This window comes from Paenibacillus aceti (assembly GCF_003614185.1).
GTDB classification, from domain to species: domain Bacteria; phylum Bacillota; class Bacilli; order Paenibacillales; family Paenibacillaceae; genus Fontibacillus; species Fontibacillus aceti.
The window spans coordinates 976,259-994,391 of record NZ_KZ987724.1 but is presented as its reverse complement, the minus strand read 5'-3'; the positions used below and the strand labels follow the sequence as shown (position 1 = coordinate 994,391).

Below are 18,133 nucleotides of genomic sequence, written 5' to 3'. Positions count from 1 at the left end.
CTCTAGCTGTTTTATGAAAAATTTAATTTGAAGATTGCAGCCCAGTGTCTATATTCTGCAATATTTCTTGCTCCATAGTGCCAGCTGTGGATACAACCAAAGCTTCACTAGGTAAAGAGAGATTGCCTGAGCTATCTAAAGCAATGATCTCATATTTGTAAGAGGTGCCTGGTGTTAATCCCATATCCTGAAAGTAATTCACACTCGAGGTTCCAACCAGTTCTGAGTCACGATATATTTGGTACCCCACGACCCCTACGTTATCCGTAGATTCGTCCCATTCCAATTTAATGCTGTCCATCAGTATTTCTGTATATGAGAGGTTGGTTGGAGCAGAAGGACTTTCATTATCAGGTATAATCGTCACATTAAGCGGAGCGCTTGGACTCGATTTATTACCCGCAGCATCTCTAGCAACAACAGTAAATTTATAGGGTGTATTCGGAAGTAGATTAATTACTCCACCACTAGGGAGAACAACTGTTGCAACGAGATTCGTTCCTTCAAAAATATCATAAGCAACCACACCAACATTATCTGTCGATTCATCCCATTTCAAAGTAACTGAATTATTAGTCATCGTGACCAATGTTAAATTGGTGGGTGTACTCGGCTTCGTAGTGTCTGCCTTAGTAGTGAAACTTACGCTTGCACTATCTTCCGATTGATTTCCTGCATTATCTCTGGCTCTGATCATGACAGTGTAAGTGGTACTTGGATGAAGTTGATTTAGTGTATAAGAGGTTGTTGTACTCGAGCCAACTAGCTCCGGTTCTGAGTCAGAGATACGATAAATATCATAGCCAACAACTCCCACATTATCAGTTGACTTCGTCCACGATAGCCGTGCACTAGTAACACTAATTATTGAAGCTGCCAGATTCGTTGGAGCGGTAGGTGGTTCATGATCGGATGATAGAGTTACAATCAAAGGTAAACTATGCTCGGATACATTACCTGCCATATCCTTGGCCCTTACTGTAAAGGTATAGGTTCCACCTTCAGTCAAGCCATATATAGTTACGGTTAGTTGAGTAGTAACTGCTACTTGCTCTCCATCTTTGAACAACTCATATTCGGCGACCCCAACATTATCTTTCGAAGCTTCCCACTTCAAAGTAACCGAATCATAGGTGGAGGAGACCTTAGTCAATTTAGTAGGTACAGTTGGAGGTTCAGTGTCCTGACCTGTCTGTACAATTACTGAATTACTCGGTTCCGATATGTTTCCAGATAGATCTACCGCTTTAATTGTTATTAAGTAAGTCATGTTTGTTTCTAGTTTTTCTAGAGTGACCCTATTCGTTCTAGAGCGAGACAACTTTGAGTCATAATTATAAACATCGTAACCAGTAATTCCCGAATTATCGCTCGAAGGCTCCCATTCTAAGGTCACAGTATTAGCCGTTTGTTCCACGATTTTTAGACTTTCAGGCTTGGTTGGAGGAATAGATTCGTGTCCTCTTGTCCAGACAGGAATAGGAACCAAGCTTTTTTTACCATTACCGGTTCCAATTTGATCAAAAGTATTATCCCCCCATGTCCAAAGTGTTCCATCACTTTTTAGTGCAATTGAATGCTCGTTACCTGCCGCAATGGAATCCACTCCTGTCAAATTAAGAACCTGAGTAGGCTTTAATTGAACACTTCCAATACTTCCGCCTAAACCATCACCAATTTCTCCACTCCAATTTTTTCCCCAAGCCATTACAGTACCGTCGGGCTTTAAGGCAAGTGAGTGATTTCCACCGGCAACAATTGATGACGCTATAAGCCCCTCTATCCTTACAGGAGTGGTTTGAGGAGAAGATTTGTTACCAATTCCCAATTGACCATAACTATTTCTTCCAAACCCCCATACTTCACCATTATTATCCAAAACTAAGGTGTGACTATCACCTGCAGTTACTGCTTTTATATTATTTAATCCAGGGACCTGGGTTGGAACCGGTATATTATGTAATACTGCACTTCCATCCCCTAGTCTTCCACTATCACCAAATCCCCAACTCCAAACCGTTCCATCATTTTTCAAAGCAACAGTATGATTATCACCTGCAGCAACTGCAACAACATTACTAATACCTTCAACTTGAACAGGAATAGATCTATTAATAGTAGTCCCGTCTCCTAATTGTCCCTGAGAATTAGATCCCCAGGCCCAAACCGTTCCATCATTTTTCAGTGCGACTGTATAATCATAGCCCGCAGCAACCGATATAACATCTGTGAGACCTACAGCTAATACGGGTGTATATTTCATTTCGGTAGTTCCGTCACCTGCTTCTCCACCATAATTATAATAAGTATAAGTCAATACCGTTCCATCTTCCTTAATAGCAGCAACATGTCTATTTTGATTTCCTACAGCAAGTGACTTTATATTCTCAAATCCAGGTAACTCAGATGGGACCCTCGTATATTTATCTGAACTGTTTGTCCCCCATCCCCATACTTTACCGTCATTCCTTAGCCCATATGTTACGTATTTCCCGCCTGCAATCAAATTAACTGGCTGCGGATATTCGAAGTTCATGTTATCCACTTCAATTCTTCCAGATCCTGAAGATACACTATGGATTGCTATTATTATTCTTGCTTTAACCGCATCAATAGGAACATTTCCCCGGATTGTAATATGTTCATAGCCCTGATTCGGTTCATTTATCTCTTGAATTTCACTACCAACTAGAACATTGGATGAATTATAAAATTCAATTTTTAATCGCGCAGTTGCACCAAACAGATCTATTGCGCGATAATAACCCCCTAAAATATATGGTTTTCCCCCATGGACAGCTATAGTTTGACTAATTCCAATCGAAGATCCACTGGTAACACCGCTAGCACTTATCCTTTGAGATTGCCTCCCGGAATAAGAGGTATTTGAAATATCATATACAGCTGTTCCATTCCCACTCCTGTATATCTCCCAGTGATCTGCTACCCCATTATTTCCTGAATACTGCTCAAAATTCGAATTTGTAAGACTATCTAAATTTCCAACAACCATCCTGCGAATCAAATTTCCATTTAAATCATATGTATACTCCCATGAAGTTTTTTCACCAGTGGAAGAAGTAACCGTTTTGTGGATCAATCGATTCGATGAATCATAATCATAGTATGTAGTAGAACTATAGGCATGTAAGTCAAACACCAAAAAGCTCAGAATTGTGACGAAAGCAACTAAACATCTTCCAATCTTAGACAAAACATCGCCTCCTGCAAAGGAATATCTTCAATATAATTACATATTATCCCTCATTATCTTATATTTATATGTTTTTGTATATAACCTTCCACACTCACACCCGATTAAACCTCAATAAAAAATTGACGCTCCCACATATTATTTGTTAATATGTTAGGTATCTAACGTATGGGCGGGTGATTGGTTTGTCTTTGTATGAGCAGGTGAAGCGTATTAATGAAGCGGAATATACAATTAACCGCCTGATCTTTAAGCATTATAAGCAGTATTTGGATAGCGGCATTACAACACAGCAAGCGGTGGTATTGGATATTGTGTACTTAGCCAAACGCATCACGGTCGGTGAAATTGCGGTCGAGATGGATATTAGCTCTAGCGCGGTTAGTCAATTGATTGCAAAATTAGAAAAGAATCAATATATCAAGCGAGAAATAAATTTGCAAAATCGCCGGGAAGTATTTATAACTTTGGATCACAAGGGAGTGGAGTATTTTGCACAGCAAGATTATGTGGAGCAGTTAATCGCAGATAAAATATATAGCAAGCTTTCATCGCAAGAGCTAGACGAATTAGAACGCATTGTTGAAAAATTAAAAAAGGTCGCACTGAAGGAATTATAAAATTTCTTCACGCCCAATATGTTAGATATCTAATTTATTTAGGAGGATTACATGTGGAAGGATTACTTAAAAATATTGATTTCAATGGGGCTGTTTATCACAAAAAGAATAGACAAAAGTATGAGTATTATTTGGGTTATCAAGATATTGCTGAGCAGCGGTATATTTCTGAGAGTACTCAATTTAATTTGGCATCCTTAAGTAAAATGTACACCGCTGTAATGGTGTTCCAGCTCATCGAACAAGGACGACCGCAGTTATCAGACAAAATTACCAATTGGTTAAACGCAACTCATTTTACAGAAGTGACCGTCGCACAGCTGCTAACCCACACCTCTGGTATTCCTGAGTATCTGGTAGAGGTTTGACCACAGATGTTGAAGAATTCGTCGAGCTATCGCTTCCACTACATACACCGAACGCGCACTGGTCTTATAGTAATACAAATTATGTTTTACTGGCTAAGATCATCGAGAAAGTGAGCGGGTTATCTTATGAAGCTTATTTACAACAATATATTGCAGAGCCATTAAATCTTACTCGTACGACGACCCAGCCCGCCAAACAATGGAAGGCACAAGCTCAGACCTATGATTATGAGAACCAGCAATATCAAAAAGCGCTTGAAGACCCTTATTTACACGAAGCTGAAAAATTTAATGATAATTATGGTGACGGTGGTATTTATGCAACAGTGGCAGAGGTGGGCAAGTTTTTATTAGCATTTTGGCAAGGTCAGTACATTAGTAAAGAGACTGTGAGGTTAATGCTATCCCCAAGAAAATCCGCTGAGCATTATGGTCATGGCTTTATGATTCAGGATCAATGGATCGGTCATACAGGCGGGTGGATGGGTTGTTCAGCACAAGCCTTCATTAATAGAGCAACGGAAGAAGTGATTGTGCTAGCGACGAATCAGGAAATATTTCCGCTATATGAATATGAAATTATGAATTGCTTAATGGGCGTACAGGATGCGGTAGAAGCGCCAAAGCTAGTAGTCATTTTACCAGACAGTAATAAAGATGATATTACGGGCCAGTACGAATTAGCGGATGAACTTGGCACAAGATTTACGATTGAAAAGAGCGCCCCTGCCCCATTTATGATTTCATTTGAGCATCAGCTGTCTGTCCCTCTTTTTAGAATCGAAGAGTCTTATTATTGGATACGTAATACGATGAGTTATGTAGATATTGCGAATCAATTATTCATCGATGAAGGGATTGAGGTCCCTTATCAACCTGTTGATTGATATACTTAATCAGAACTAAGAGCATGCTGCATGTATGCTCTTGTTTTATGATATGCGAACGTGATAACAAACTGAGTCTTGCGCACACCCCCACAAATTTGTTATAATCCTGAACGAACGTTCAGTATAAAATATTTTGCGTTCTCATATCATGGAAGGGAGCCGATTATCATGGATGTGAAGGGCGCTTCAACCAATAAGAAGCAGCTGCAGAGCAAGCAGACGAAGAGGAAGGTAGCCGAGGCGGCCAGAGCTTTATTTGTGAATAAAGGCTACGGGGCAACTTCGATCGAAGATATTGCCGAGGCTACAGGCAGCAGTAAGGGCAATATTTATTATCATTTCAAGAGCAAGGAAGGCCTGTTCCTCTATCTGATCGATGAATGGGACCATGAATGGGAAGTGAAATGGCAGCAGAATGAATCTCAATATAAGACAGTGACGGATAAGCTGTACGGCTTCGCGAGGCAGATAGTGCTCGATGACCTCCATCACCCACTCTCCAAAGCGGCTAATGAATTTTTTAATTATAATGAGAAACCAAGTGATATCGAAGAACGTATTATTGAGATGATGCAGGGACACCTTAAGTTCAACCAGGATCTAATCCAGCAGGGGATCGATAATGGAGAATTCAAGTCTGATAATGTCGAGTGTCACGCGGCCATTCTGGAGAGCATGGTCATCGGGCTTAGCCAAATGTCACGTCAATTGAAGTTGGAAAATGCGCTCATGCTGTATCAACAGGCGATCAAGGTTTTTTTATATGGAATTTCAAATTAATTTACTATTAAATGAACGGTCAGTATAGTTTCAGGAATCGGATGTATCCACCGACAGCCTCAACTATTGTACTTACCATGCGGAGGATATTCTTATTATGTCGATATTATTGAAAAATAGGGGAGCGTTACTGCTTCTCATGCTTAATATTTTTATCGTATTTACCGGGATCGGCCTCGTCGTTCCCATCATGCCGTCCTACATGACCGAGCTGCATATTAGCGGCAGCACTGTCGGCCTGCTGGTCGCAGCCTTCTCGCTAACACAGCTCATATTCTCTCCCTATGCCGGGAGATTATCCGACATGCTCGGACGCAAGAAAATTATTGTAATCGGTATGATCGTATTCGCTGTATCGGAGCTCCTCTTCGGGCTCGCTAACGCACCAGCTCTTCTGTTCGCAAGCAGAATGATCGGCGGATTGGGCGCCGCACTCATCTTCCCAGCGGTGATGGCCTATACGGCAGACACGACTACGGATGACGAGCGGGCGACTGGGATGGGCTTCATCAATGCGGCCATTACTACCGGCTTCATTATCGGTCCGGGCATCGGCGGATTCATCGCTGAATTCGGGATTCGCGTTCCCTTCTTCGCAGCCGCTGTTGCCGGTGCCATCGCAGCCACGATCACACTGCTAGCTCTGCCCGAATCCAATAAACGACCACGGGCAGTACAAGATAAAGTCAGCGAGGCTCCCAGACAGTCTCTATTCAAGCAATTACTGAACTCTTATAAAGAACCTTATTTCATCGCTCTTATCATTGTATTCGTCGCTTCATTCGGTCTCGCAAATTATGAGACGGTATTCGGACTTTTCGTCGATCATAAATTCGGCTTCACGGCCAAAGATATCGCCTTCATTATTACCTTTGGCTCCATCTCTGGCGCGGTCGTTCAATTGACGATCTTCGGCTGGATTCTGAATAAATTCGGGGAACGCAATGTCATCTCATTCTGTCTGATCACAGCCGCTGCATTCGTATTGCTGACACTGCTGGTGCACACGTACTGGCTGATCGTCATCGTCACGTTCATTCTGTTCCTGTCGATCGACATTTTGCGACCTGCCATCGGTACACAGATGTCCAAGATGGCTGAGGAGAAACAGGGATACGTTGCCGGCCTGAACTCGGCATATACGAGCCTCGGCAATATTGCGGGTCCGATTGTAGCCGGATTCTTGTTCGATTATAACATCAACTACCCTTACATCTCGGCTGCGTTCGTCCTGGTGCTGTGCTTTCTGCTCTCGCTTAGAGCGAAACGAAGCAGCAAGCCAAATACGGTCCAGCAAGCGACCAAATAACTAAAAGATGGGCTGTCCAATAAGTCCCAAAATAAAAAGTTGGTCGGAAAAACGTCATGTTTTCCGTCCAACTTTTTTTGCTCTGTCGCTTTTCAACATTCAACAAAAACGGGCCGCCCAGCGGTCAAAAATGACCGTTAGAGCATGAAAATAACGACTACGCTCCTCTAACGGACACTTTTGTCCATTAGAAACATAAAATGCAATTTTTCGCGACAATTCCCCTTGTAATGGACATCATTGTCCGTTACAACGGCTGGGGGCCACAGGATCAACGCTAACGGACAATAATGTCCCGAGTGATCCGCAGAATATGGGGATGTACACATTTTGGGGCACACAAAAGGGGTGTCTCCAAGTCGGAAGATCGACTTTTAAGACAGCCCCGTTTTTTGTTAATTATAGCTGAATCGCCTTCCGATTCGCCCAACCGATCACAACCGTGATCAGGCTGATCAAGGCGGCCAGCAAATACATATTTACAATCCCGAACCATTCCGCAATTCCGCTCATCAGCAGAAGCGACAGCCCATACAAGGTACTGAGCAGCGTCGATTGTGCTGAGAACACTTTGGGCAGCATATCTTTATTCACACTGCGCTGAATGAGCGTACGTCGGGTCACTGCAGCAAGCTCGCTGAAAGGCCCGGTCAAGAAGACGATAACTAGAGCGAGCCAAGTCGATTGATTCAGCCCGAACCAGGCGGTTAACAGTCCATAGCCCAGCATACCTACAATCATGGAGAGGAATACTTTCTTCTCAAACTTTTTGACCAGAGCGACGACGATAAATCCGCCAAGCACGGCCCCGGCAAAATAACTCGCATTAATGTATCCCCACCACTTCTCATCCTGATGCAGCACATCTTGAACAAATACGAGAATAAATGCACCGACCCAGACCATTCCGCCCAGCGCATCGCATATATCCATCATCGTTAGAGCACGGAGCCTCGGCACTCTCCAGAGAGCCACCCAGCCCTCCTTCAGAATTTCCCAGCGAGACAGCTCCTTCTCTTCTGAAGCTTCTGAAGATGCTCCGTCCTTGTCCCCCACAAGTTCCCTTACTTTTGTCACTGAGGTACGCACATCGAACAGGTTCCTTTGCTTAGCCTCCGTCGGATCTTCAATCAGAACCGTGATCGCGGCAGCAATGCCGTAACAGACCGCAACGACTACCAATACGGGAAAAGAACCCATAGCCGCGACCAGCACCCCGCTGATCGCCCAGCCGGCGAACTGTACGATCTGATCCGTAGCTCCAATGAGCCCATTGGCCTTCATCAAGCCGGAATCGTCCACCAGCCTTGGAATCAGGGCATTCCGAGCCGGGCTCGTCCACCCGTCCAAGAAAGACAGTCCAGCGATAAAGACGTAAATGAACATCGTGTCCGCCCCGCTAATCCATGGCGAGAGGTAGAGCCCAAGCGCGATAAACACCAGAAATTGTCCGCCCTGTGCCAGTGTCAACAGGAACGTTAAGCGGTAACGGTCAATAAGCAGCGGTGCTATCAGCCCACTTAGCATTTGAGCGACTACACGAAAGAACGGAACTAATGTAGCAAAAATAATCGATCCCGTCTGATTCAGTACATAGGTCGTCAATGCAACGAGATAGAGCACATCGACCGTATTCGATAACGTCTGTGAGCTCCATAAATAATAAAATGACGGCCTGAATTTCACCATGTTCACTCCTATTCAATTGTAATCATCCATTCGCTAAGAGTCACATGATTTATTCAAATCGGTCTCATAAGCCTCTCCTTTTGTTAACAGATCATATTCTATGTATAGATGCAATCTCATGAACCAGCTCCGGTAGCCATTCCTGAACAGAGCGGAAAGAGAAACCCTCCGCCTGGGCCTTGGCTGTATCCATCGTCCATGAGGTCGGAATACCGAACGGGGACATATGTGCTTCCTCCGTCTCTGGCACGATGTGCGCCGCTTTACCGGTTGCCTGTTCTATCATTTTTATAATTTGGCCGATCGTCACCGCTCCACCTGGCCTTCAAAAGCCTGCACCGCGGCAAGCGCCTCATTGGGAGAATAACAAATATTGTCATAGACGATATCCCATGGCCCGGATTGCGCCACTTCCCTCAAAGCCCTCTCGTCCGTGCGATCCAGCACGACCTGCTGAACCTCACCCGCCAACTCCACCTTTGTCAGCCCACGCGTCGCTACCGTCACTTGATACTGTCCTGCACTGGCCAACAGTTGAACTAATCTTTTCCCGAAATACCGGGAGCCTCCCAGAACCAAAACTTTCTCAGCCATATAAGGCACCTCCTCATTTACCGACTGCCAAATAAGCTCTTCATCAACGTTAACCCGCAAAGCAGGCTGAAGAAGAAATGCCCCTCCTGTCTGGCCACATCGTTGTATAGTGCATAATAAGGCATCTCAAAGAAAATATTCAGTACCGGGTAGAGCATCAGAATCAAACATGGCAGAAATACGAAAAAGAATAACGGCCTGTGAAACTTCCTGCGGTTCGGCAATCCATTAAGCAGGCTTAAATAGATCCCGAACAGGAGCGCATACAGGATATTACCCAGCAGACTATAGTCGATTCTGAGGAACTCCCCCTTCTTCGACTCCATCATTCCTACGAATTGATTGCCGTAGTACACGACGATCAGCGCACCGAGTATCCATAACAAATAATAGAAGTAACCCTTCGACTTATTCATAACCGACTCTCCCTGAATTTCAACTCTTAACTATCAGTATACCGCGCCCGTCTTAAGCTTGTCTGTCCCCTGTCATACCTATTTTGACATGCTTCAACTGAGCTACAATGATAATACTGATTACAACGAGCAGAAACCATGAACTGATCTTGCCGATATGGACCAGCTGCCAGACATGCTCCTGATCAGGGTATGTCCAGGCTCCGAGAAAGGTCGAGATGTTCTCCGCAATCCAGATGAAGAAGCCGATCAGGACAAAAGACAGCATCAACGGCATCCGAAACGTTTGGGAGTTGAGCGTATAGTACACCTTCGTCCGCAGAAAAATGAGGAAGAGCAACGCGGTGAGGAGCCAGCGATAATCTCCTATGAAATGATGTGTGAAAAAGTTCAGGTAGATCGCCGCACAGATCAAGACCGTGAGCCACCCCTTCGGCCAGCCGGTCATTTGAAGCTGCAGTCTGCGCCAAGCCTGACAAATATAGCTGGCTACACTGGCATACATGAATCCGCTGTAGAGCGGAACTCCCCCGATCTTCGTCCAGGCCGGTTCAGGATAAGACCATGAGCCCATATGAACTTTGAACAGCTCCAGACAGAGCCCGATAATATGGAAAAGACAGATCACCTTAAGTTCATCCAGCGTCTCCAGCTTGAAGACGATCATGCCAATTTGCGCCAGAAGACAGATGATCAGAATCAGATCATATCGCGGCAAGCCTGGAATATGTACGATCTTCGTGAGCCCGAGCGTCCCGAAAATGATAAGTGGAAAAATACAGGATAAAGCCTGAAGCCAAGCGAATTGCAGCAAGTTGCGGATAAAGGTCATACTATCCTCCGATGAGTTCAATATTCCATTAAATCAGATATACAAGATTTTATCATACTCACGGAGAGAGCGGCAGAACAATTTTCTGGAATGTGTCAGGACGACCCTTAAGCCGTCTGTCTACCCTTGCGCAGCTTCTGTCTCGCCCGGTACAACAGAATCTTGAAGTGTGACAATCCGATGCCCATCAGCTCGGCAGACTCCAGGTAGGAGAAGCCATGCACATCAAATAGCAGTACCGCATGCTGCTGATTCGGCGGCAGTAATGACAGCTGATCAAACAATTCATCGCGCACTTCCTGACATAGCACCTTCGTCTCCGGGGTCTCTTCATTCGACAGATTATAGAAGAATTCATTCTCATACAGATTGGAACGGCTATCCTTGCGCAGCTTATCAATATATGCGTTATGAGCCACTCGCAGCAGCCACGCCTTGATCCGCTTCGGCTCCATTCCTTCCAGCCGGGTCAGCGCACGATAGAAGGTCTCCTGCATTAGATCCTCGGCATTATGATGATTGCGGCACAGATAATATAAATATTGATATACATCAGTTCTATATTCACGGTAAATAACGTCCATCATTCGGGTATTCATTTTAGGTTTCTCCTCTATTCTCTATATTTCTTAAGGGTTCTAGTTCAGAATTGCTATAGTCCATTATGAAGTACATAGCTTGCAGTTCGAATAAGATTTCCTTAAGTTTATCTTAAGATTTGCTGCCTAATCCTTAAAAAACTGCCTTTTCACGCAAAAAAACCACTCAGAGTGCCCTCTAAATGGTTTTTGTTAGTGGAATATTTATGTTTTTGACTTAAGAGCTATTGGCTCGGATGATCCCTCTTCAGCCGAACCCGAAACACGGTGCGATGCTCATTGCTCTCAGCCATAATCGTACCTCCATGCAAAGTGACGATATGCTTGGCGATCGCCAGGCCGATTCCCGAGCCACCGGTATGCGATGCGCGCGATTTCTCCACCCGGTAGAAACGGTCGAACAGATGGGGCAGATCTCCTCTTGGTATCGGCTCCCCGTAATTGATCACTTCCGTAATGACCTCGTTTGCCGTCATTTCGCCACGGATATCGATATATTTGCCTCCGTTTCCATAGCGGATGGCGTTGGAGATCAGATTCTCATATACTCTGCGCAGCTTGTCACCATCAGCATGTACGAAGAGCTGTGGCTTCAAATAAAGGCGGCACTCCATCTTGTTCTCCTGCAGCTGCCAGCCAAAATGCGCGGTAATTTGATACAGCATCTCCGTCAGATTGATTCTCGCCTTCTCCAGCCTCATCTCCATATTCTGCAGACGCGTGAACTCGAACAGATCCTGCAATAGCTGAGTAAGCCTTAGCGATTCCTCATATGCCATATTCACATAATAGCGGAGCTCTACCTCGTCGCGGTAGCGATCCTGATCAATCAGGCCCAGATAACCTGTAATCGAGGTAAGCGGAGTCCGCAGATCATGCGATACATTCGTGATCAGCTCACTCTTGGTCTGCTCCGCACGCCTCTCTTCTTCAATAGAAGTCCTGATACGGTCAACCATGCGGTTAATATCCGTAGCAAGCTGACCCAGTTGACCTACGTTCTCCACCGGAATCTTCGAGGCTGTGCCTTCTTCAATTTGGTGCACTTCCTCAATCAGCAGCTTGAGATACTTCTCTTCATGTCTGCGAACGCTGCGCCGATAGAAATAGAGCGCGAACAGCATCAGAATCGGCACGCCCGATAAATAATAAACCTCAGGGAACCCGATATTCCGATTAATCCAGATCAATGCCGACTGCAGGGTCAGATTAGGGAATAGGAAAAAAGTCAGCTTGGCGAGTTGAGAAAGCAGCAGCAAAGCCACAATCGAGGTGACGACTGTCCATAATAGCCAGGATAAAAAACGGAGACTAGCTTTCAATTTTGTAGCCGACCCCCCATACCGTCTTGATCAGGGTTTCGCCTTCCATTTCCTTCTCCAATTTATCCCGTAGACGGCTGATATGCACCGTAACGGAGTTACTGCTCTCGAAATATTTATCCTTCCAGATCATTTCAAAGATCTCCTCCGAGTTGAATACCCGTCCGGGATGGCTGGCCAGAAGATACAGAATCCCGAATTCAATCGGTGTCAGCTTGACCGAACGACCATCGACAGTGACTCTATGCGTCTCTTTATCCACCTGCAGGGGACCGATCTTGAGAATATGGCCCGAGCTCGTCGCGGTGGGCTGAGCCGCATAGGAAGACCTGCGCAGCAGAGATTTGACCCGCGCCACCAACTCCAGGGGATTGAATGGCTTGACCATATAATCATCGGCCCCAGTCATGAGCCCGGTGATCTTATCCATATCGCCATCCTTGGCGCTTAGCATCAGAATCGGCGTTGTCATCGTCTCACGGATCTTTAGACAGACCGATATTCCATCCAGACCTGGCATCATCACATCGAGGACGATCAGGTCGATATCCTGCTGCTCTATAATCTCCAGTGCTAACAGCCCGTTGTCAGCCTTAACTACACCATAACCTTCATTTATTAAATATATTTCTATCAGTTTAGCGATCTTCTCATCATCATCTACGATCAATATTTGTTTGCTCATCCGACTCATCCTTTTATCGACTAGAGTTACACATACGCCTCTATCATACCATGACGAATAATCTCGAATCCAAATAAAAGGTTAAGAAAGGATTACAAGCTTTTCACTATTCCCCTTCGACTACCACTCGCAAGGGATGGTGACAATGAACTGTGTCCCCTGCCCCGGCTGGGACTCTACTGCAATTTCCCCTTGATGAATGTCTACAATTTTGCGGACAATAGATAAGCCGAGCCCGCTGCCGCCAGCATTCCGATTTCTCGATTTATCCGCCTTATAGAAGCGGTCGAAGATATAGGGCAGATCATCCTTGGCAATACCGAGTCCCGAATCCGCAATAGTCACTTTCGCCTTACCAGACTCCAAAATAAGCGTAACCGTAATCTTCCCTTTCACCGGTGTGAATTTGATACTGTTATGAAGCAGGTTCACCCACACCTGGCTTAGCAACTCCTCAGCCGCTTCGACATATATCTCCTTAAGATCGAGTTCGATCTCAATCTCCTTGGCCAACCATTGCGGCTCGGCAGTAAGCACAATCGACTGCAATTGCCGATCCAGCCTGAAGCGGCTATGCTCGAACGAGGAGCGATCCGATTCGAGCGAGGACAGCTTGAGCATATTGTCGCTCATCTGTGATAATCGGCGGCTCTCCCCCTCGATGATATCGAGGTAATGGCCACGCTGCTCTTCGTCTAACTGCGGATTCCTGAGCGCCTCTGCGAAGCCGCGGATCGAGGTGAGCGGAGATTGGATCTCATGTGATACATTCGAGATGAAGTCCTGCCGCATCGTCTCCATCCGGCTTAGCTCCCCGGCCATTTCATTAACCGTCTCCACGATTTGTCTGAATTCACGATACTCGGCCTGCTCATCGAGCTTTACCGAGAAGTCGCCCTTGGCGATCCGGCGCATCGCATCGAGGATGCTCTTCATCTTGGCAAGTTCCTTCTTGCGGTAGAACTGACCGATCAATATCATGCTGGCAAAGAACAGATGGACGCCGACAACTACCGTAATCGCCTGCGATACATAAGGGGAAGATGGGGCCCCAGTGTAATTATAGACACCGCGCAGTATATAAATTGCGCCGATCCAAGTCCCAATCAGGAGCAGAATAACCCCAATATATTGGATGAAATGAAAAATAAGATTCCATACTTTCTTCAGAATGTTCATGCTTCTTCCTGGCACACCTCCAGGCGGTAGCCAAGCCCGCGGATCGTCACGATCCGGAAGCGGAATCTCTGCTCTGGAAACCGCTCGCGCAGCCGGTTTACATGCACATCGACCGTCCGTTCATTTCCCTCGAAGTCATAGCCCCAAATATCCTCAATCAGCTGCTCTCTGGTAATCGTCTTGCCCGGATAGCTACCGAGCAGGAACAGCAGTTCAAATTCCTTAAGCGGGAGCGTGAAGCTCTCCCCCTCCGACTCCACCTGGAACGTCTTGCGATCCATATGGAGCGTTCCGATTACAACGCTTTGAGAGGCGATTACTTGATAGCGCTTGAGCAGCGCCTTCACTCTGGCCACCAGCTCTGCAGGCTCAAACGGCTTCACTAGATAGTCATCCGTACCGAGATCGAAGCCTTTGACGATCTGCCTCGTCTCTCCTTTCGCGGTCAGCATCAGGATCGGCATTTCATACAGGCTGCGCAGCTCGCGGCAGAGCTCCCAGCCGTCCATATTCGGCATCATAATGTCGAGGATAACCATATCCGCCCGCTGCGCCTCCATCACCTCAAGCGCCTCAACTCCATCGGCCGCCTCCAATACTTCGCCAATCCCCGCCTCTGCGATCAGCACCCTGACCAGCTCGCGGATATGATAGTCATCGTCCACTACAAGTATTTTCGCCATAATAGCCATTTCACCTACAATCGATTTATTGTTCCTGAAGAGACGGCTCCAGGGCAGCGGCTTCAGCAATTTCAGCAATCTGCAATTGCTGCGCTGCAAATTCTCGGTACATGTTATGGTTCTGCAGCAGCTGCTCGTGAGTGCCTTGTCCGGTTATCCTTCCCTTTTCAATGAAAATAATCTGATCCGCTCCAACCACCGTAGATAGCCGATGCGCAATGACGATGGTCGTCCTGCCCGCCATCAGATTATCGAGTGCCTGCTGCACTACAATTTCTGAGCGGCTATCCAGACTCGAGGTCGCTTCATCCAGCATCAGAATCTTGGGATCGCGAAGCAGCGCACGGGCGATGGCGATTCTCTGGCGCTGTCCTCCCGACAGCTTCACGCCGCGTTCCCCTACATCTGAATCGAAGCCTTCGGGTAGTTCAGATATAAATCCGTCCGCATAGGCCATTCTGGCCGCTTGCTCCAGCTCCTGCTGACTTACTTCACGCTCAATGCCATAGCATAGATTGTCACGGATCGTTCCGGCGATCATCGGGCTCTCCTGGGATACATATCCGATAATTCCCCGCCAAGAACGGAGCGAGAAGGAATCAATCGGTTCGTTGCCGAGCATGATCCGACCCTCATACGGTAGATAATAGCGCTCCAGCATCTGGAACAGTGTCGTCTTCCCGCCACCGCTTGGGCCAACTACGGCAGTGACTGTACCAGGCTTCATCTGAAAGCTTAATTGCTTCAGAATCGGTTCATCCTGTTTATAGCCGAATGACAGGTTCTCGACGCTAAGTACCTGCTTCGCATCCGTCACCTCATGACCCGACCGGAAGTCCTCTTCTTCTTCGCTTAATGTCTGCATCATCCTCTCTGTAGCGCCATTTGCTTTTTGGAGCTGAGTGAAGAAGGTGCTAAGCTGCGTGACCGGGATCACGATCTGGATCAAATACAGGATGAAGGCGACCAATTCCCCGGCGGTTAACGCACCTGTGGAGACCTGCATCCCCCCATAGCCGATGACTATCACGAGCAGCATCATAAGCACGAAGCTCATTAAGGGACTGATCCAGGCCATAATCATGCCTTCCTTGATCCCAAACTTCATTAAGTTCTGAATTCCCTGACTTCCGTTCTCATACTCTATACGTTCGGCATTGGAGGCCTTCACCAACCGGATTTCCGAGAGCACCTGGCTGATCATCGCCGTGAAAGAGGCGGTCTCATCCTGCATGCTGATCGATACCTGGTACATTTTGCGACCGATCGGCACCAGTACGAGCGCTGCCAGCGGAATAACCAGGAACATGACCAGCGTCATCTTCCAATTCAAGTAGATCAGGACGGCTACCGAGCCGATCACCGAGATAATGCCACTGAAGAAGCTGGCCACATGCTCAGAGATGAAGGTCTTGATAACCCCCGTATCATTCGTCATCCGGCTGACCGACTCTCCAGTTCGGTTATTGTCGAAATAGGCTACCGGAAGAGCGAGCAGCTTCTTCCACAATTTATCGCGGATGATGGCGACCACTTTCTGACCGATATAATTCAGCAGGAAGATGGAAATCCCCGCTGCCAGAGTCTGACCGATAAAGGCCGCGACCAGACCGACAACTTGCATCCGGCTGATCGAAGCCAATGAGAATCCGTCGACCAGGTTTTTGGTGAACATCGGAATAATCAGGCCAACCAGCGTAGAAATAACACTAAGCAGAATAGAAACAATGATTAATGTAAGCGGTGGCTTGGTTTCTTTCATGAGTCTAAAAAATGATGAAGCATTCGGTTTGGATACATCCGTTTTCATGGCTCTTCTCCTTCTGGAATTTCATTAAAGAGGATCTTCTTTAAGATCCTTAGGAAAAGAATACCCTACTATTTTAAACTGAAGTTAAACGGGCCTGGCTCAAAACTACAGATTTTCTACCTCCACACTGATCACATGATCGATATTCCGCACAAAATGATAAATTTCCGTCGTGTATTCTTTTTCGGATGCAGTAATGACCATGTCGACCCGATGGCGCCCTTCGTCAAGGTCTTTAATTCTCAATCGCCGAATCCGATGCTGGATATGCTTGGTTTCGCCTCCCTGATCCTCTTTGCATTCAATCGTCCGGATCAGGTCGGTTACATTGCCGTGATCCTCCATCACAATTTTGAGCGAAACATCGCGTTGATTTAATTTATAAGGCCCGAACCACTTGATCAGGTAAGGCACGAAATTGACCGAGAGGATCAGCAAAATTACAGCGAGCGTCGCTTCCACATAGAATCCGGTGCCAATCGCTATTCCGATCCCGGAGGCAGCCCAAATCATCGCCGCTGAGGTCAGCCCCGAGATTCCTTCATTGCTGCGGCGAAGAATCGCCCCTGCCCCGAGGAAGCCGATCCCGCTGACAATCTGGGCGGCTAATCGCATCGGGTCCATGTTCGGATGATCCGGCCCGGCAAATTTCTGGAACGCCTCAATAGAGACGATCGTCACAAGACAGCTTGAAATGCATATTACCATACAGGTTTTAATCCCGAGCGGTTTCTGCTTCAGCTGACGATCAATCCCGATGAATAGACCGAATAATAAGGCCGTGCACAGTTTGAACACCATTTCCCAATCAAGTACCATAACATTTCTCCTTCATATATATTCATAACCTTCTTTATCCCGTTAGAGTTAATATATACCCCTGAACTTTATTGATGATTCGTACCCCGTCAAACGGACGACACAAACTCGAAAACTGCAAAAATGCAGGTTTTTCCATCCAAACTCACCTGTTCGAAGGAAATTCCTGCATATTTGCAGGCTTTTCTTCATATTTCCTAAAAATCAGGCCTGTTCGTAGAAAAAAACTGCATTTACGCAGGAATTTACTCTTCCGGGTCGGAATATGGGGGAAATTCCTGCATATTTGCAGGCTTTTCGTGGAGGTGGATTCTATGGACGCAA

At 46.2% G+C, this 18,133-nt stretch carries 18 protein-coding genes; 5 read left to right on the top strand and 13 right to left on the bottom strand.

Features of this window, described 5'->3' with window-relative positions:
• Positions 1–22: 22 nt before the first annotated feature.
• The gene (locus tag BFJ94_RS04515) at positions 23–3,214 is read right to left on the bottom strand and encodes an RCC1 domain-containing protein (protein ID WP_120461591.1); all 3,192 of its coding nucleotides are present in this window, start codon (positions 3,212–3,214) and stop codon (positions 23–25) included.
• 185 nt (positions 3,215–3,399) lie between these two features.
• On the opposite strand from BFJ94_RS04515, the gene BFJ94_RS04510 reads away from it, so the two are divergent.
• The 5 genes from BFJ94_RS04510 to BFJ94_RS04495 all read left to right on the top strand — a co-directional run bounded on the left by BFJ94_RS04510 (position 3,400) and on the right by BFJ94_RS04495 (position 7,181).
• A complete protein-coding gene (locus tag BFJ94_RS04510; protein WP_120461590.1) occupies positions 3,400–3,834 on the top strand; it encodes a MarR family winged helix-turn-helix transcriptional regulator in 435 nt (144 codons plus the stop codon).
• Between the two features lie 53 nt (positions 3,835–3,887).
• Complete coding sequence (locus BFJ94_RS26040) at positions 3,888–4,202, top strand: serine hydrolase domain-containing protein (RefSeq protein ID WP_268238245.1); 315 nt, start codon at positions 3,888–3,890, stop codon at positions 4,200–4,202.
• Positions 4,199–5,089 (top strand): serine hydrolase domain-containing protein, encoded by an 891-nt coding sequence (locus BFJ94_RS04505; RefSeq protein WP_268238246.1) that lies wholly within the window; start codon positions 4,199–4,201, stop codon positions 5,087–5,089. The genes BFJ94_RS26040 and BFJ94_RS04505 overlap by 4 nt, the downstream gene beginning before the upstream one ends.
• A 171-nt stretch (positions 5,090–5,260) precedes the next feature.
• On the top strand, positions 5,261–5,872 hold the full coding sequence (locus BFJ94_RS04500) for a TetR/AcrR family transcriptional regulator (RefSeq protein ID WP_120461589.1): 612 nt from the start codon (positions 5,261–5,263) through the stop codon (positions 5,870–5,872).
• 97 nt (positions 5,873–5,969) lie between these two features.
• On the top strand, positions 5,970–7,181 hold the full coding sequence (locus BFJ94_RS04495) for an MFS transporter (protein ID WP_120461588.1): 1,212 nt from the start codon (positions 5,970–5,972) through the stop codon (positions 7,179–7,181).
• A 399-nt stretch (positions 7,182–7,580) separates the two neighbouring features.
• Here the strand turns inward: BFJ94_RS04495 and BFJ94_RS04490 are convergent, their stop codons facing one another.
• From BFJ94_RS04490 to BFJ94_RS04440, 12 genes are all read right to left on the bottom strand, one after another.
• Positions 7,581–8,870, bottom strand: coding sequence for an MFS transporter (locus tag BFJ94_RS04490; RefSeq protein WP_120461587.1), 1,290 nt, complete (start codon positions 8,868–8,870; stop codon positions 7,581–7,583).
• A gap of 91 nt (positions 8,871–8,961) precedes the next feature.
• Positions 8,962–9,180: a hypothetical protein gene (locus tag BFJ94_RS26120; protein ID WP_338044281.1), complete on the bottom strand. Its 219-nt coding sequence runs from the start codon at positions 9,178–9,180 to the stop codon at positions 8,962–8,964.
• Positions 9,177–9,464, bottom strand: coding sequence for an NAD-dependent epimerase/dehydratase family protein (locus BFJ94_RS26115; protein ID WP_308424707.1), 288 nt, complete (start codon positions 9,462–9,464; stop codon positions 9,177–9,179). Before BFJ94_RS26115 ends, BFJ94_RS26120 begins: the two co-directional genes overlap by 4 nt.
• Positions 9,465–9,481: 17 nt before the next feature.
• Positions 9,482–9,880 (bottom strand): hypothetical protein, encoded by a 399-nt coding sequence (locus BFJ94_RS04480; protein ID WP_120461586.1) that lies wholly within the window; start codon positions 9,878–9,880, stop codon positions 9,482–9,484.
• A gap of 52 nt (positions 9,881–9,932) precedes the next feature.
• Positions 9,933–10,712: a DUF817 domain-containing protein gene (locus BFJ94_RS04475; protein WP_120461585.1), complete on the bottom strand. Its 780-nt coding sequence runs from the start codon at positions 10,710–10,712 to the stop codon at positions 9,933–9,935.
• 107 nt (positions 10,713–10,819) lie between these two features.
• Positions 10,820–11,311 (bottom strand): RNA polymerase sigma factor, encoded by a 492-nt coding sequence (locus BFJ94_RS04470; protein WP_120461584.1) that lies wholly within the window; start codon positions 11,309–11,311, stop codon positions 10,820–10,822.
• A 224-nt stretch (positions 11,312–11,535) separates the two neighbouring features.
• Positions 11,536–12,633, bottom strand: a complete 1,098-nt coding sequence (locus BFJ94_RS04465) for a sensor histidine kinase (protein WP_120461583.1) — start codon at positions 12,631–12,633, stop codon at positions 11,536–11,538.
• On the bottom strand, positions 12,623–13,318 hold the full coding sequence (locus BFJ94_RS04460; RefSeq protein ID WP_120461581.1) for a response regulator transcription factor: 696 nt from the start codon (positions 13,316–13,318) through the stop codon (positions 12,623–12,625). The genes BFJ94_RS04465 and BFJ94_RS04460 overlap by 11 nt, the downstream gene beginning before the upstream one ends.
• Before the next feature lie 120 nt (positions 13,319–13,438).
• A complete protein-coding gene (locus BFJ94_RS04455) occupies positions 13,439–14,497 on the bottom strand; it encodes a HAMP domain-containing sensor histidine kinase (protein WP_120461579.1) in 1,059 nt (352 codons plus the stop codon).
• Positions 14,494–15,180, bottom strand: a complete 687-nt coding sequence (locus BFJ94_RS04450; protein ID WP_120461577.1) for a response regulator transcription factor — start codon at positions 15,178–15,180, stop codon at positions 14,494–14,496. The genes BFJ94_RS04455 and BFJ94_RS04450 overlap by 4 nt, the downstream gene beginning before the upstream one ends.
• A 25-nt stretch (positions 15,181–15,205) precedes the next feature.
• Complete coding sequence (locus BFJ94_RS04445; protein WP_120461576.1) at positions 15,206–16,990, bottom strand: ABC transporter ATP-binding protein; 1,785 nt, start codon at positions 16,988–16,990, stop codon at positions 15,206–15,208.
• A 105-nt stretch (positions 16,991–17,095) separates the two neighbouring features.
• Positions 17,096–17,809, bottom strand: a complete 714-nt coding sequence (locus tag BFJ94_RS04440) for an MgtC/SapB family protein (protein ID WP_120461574.1) — start codon at positions 17,807–17,809, stop codon at positions 17,096–17,098.
• Between the last annotated feature and the right edge of the window lie 324 nt (positions 17,810–18,133).